Raw genomic sequence first — 1,034 nt, 5'->3', positions numbered from 1 at the left:
CCTTTGTTCAATGGGTTTGCGCGCTCCGGTATTGGCGGCCTCGGCCAGGGCCTTTCCGCGCGCCTCGGCATCCATGCGCACCATGCGGTCGATGATCCCGGCATCGACCACTGCAGCCACCGGGGCCTCCGGCGCATCGGGCATATGAGCGATGTGCCGCTCGGTTTCCTCGGTCAGCGACAACAGGGCCACATGCTTGCGCTTTTCAGCGATCTGGCGGCGGAAGGCCTTGCCGCGCCGGTTGACCTCCCGAGCGCCTGCATCATCCAGGACACCAAAGGTGCGCTCCGGGAAGGCCTGGCAGATCAACTCACCATTGGCGAAACAGAACACAAACGCGGGATTGAAGGCGGGCACCCGGAGGGTGATCTTGTGGGTGAGGCCCAGGAGCGCATCGTCGTAGAAATAGATCGTCTCGCCACGGCGGGGGGTGTAGCTCACCCGCCCGCGATCCGGCATGCGCTCGACCTCCTCGGCAAAGGCGAGGGCGAGAACCTCGGGGTGCGAGAGTGTGGTCTTGCCCCATCCCTGATCAATGAAATTGCGCAGGGCCTCATTGGGGCTCATGCCTGCAAGCCGCCCATGCTGAGGGCGCTTGTGATACCACTCCAAGGCTTTGCCAGCGGTCTCCAGAAAGGCACTCGCATCGCCATCGAAGGCCACCGGGTCTTTGCCCTTGGCGTGGGTCTTCTTGTTCATGCGGTCGCCATCGGTCCAGCCTGGGATTGTGGCGAAAAAGACTTGCTCGATGTTGCCAAAGGCACCCTCAATGCCCGGCTTGCCCTTCGCATTGTAGGGCATCGACCGCACCACGGCTTCACGGCCCTCGGCCACGCGCGCTGCGACCTTCGGATCACCGGTGAGATCAAACACCTTGAGCCCGCCCTGCGTCAGTCTGGAGAGCTGGGTGAACCCGCCGATCATCGCATCCCAGGAATACTCGGACCCGTTGTCGAGATAGAGCATCTCGGGCAGGCCCCATTCCGCGACCATCGCCTCAAAGCTCTGGGCCACATGCTCGCGCCGTATGCCTT

1 protein-coding gene is annotated in these 1,034 nt (G+C 63.2%); it reads right to left on the bottom strand.

Features of this window, described 5'->3' with window-relative positions; translation table 11 throughout:
• Positions 1–1,034, bottom strand: a 1,034-nt coding sequence (locus ACR0LL_RS21160) for a hypothetical protein (protein ID WP_480589274.1), incomplete at both ends; no start/stop codon positions are given.

It is taken from the genome of Ruegeria sp. AI2, assembly GCF_056541275.1.
The sequence above is the reverse complement of the archived record's forward strand: the minus strand, read 5'-3'. Positions and strand labels throughout refer to the sequence as shown.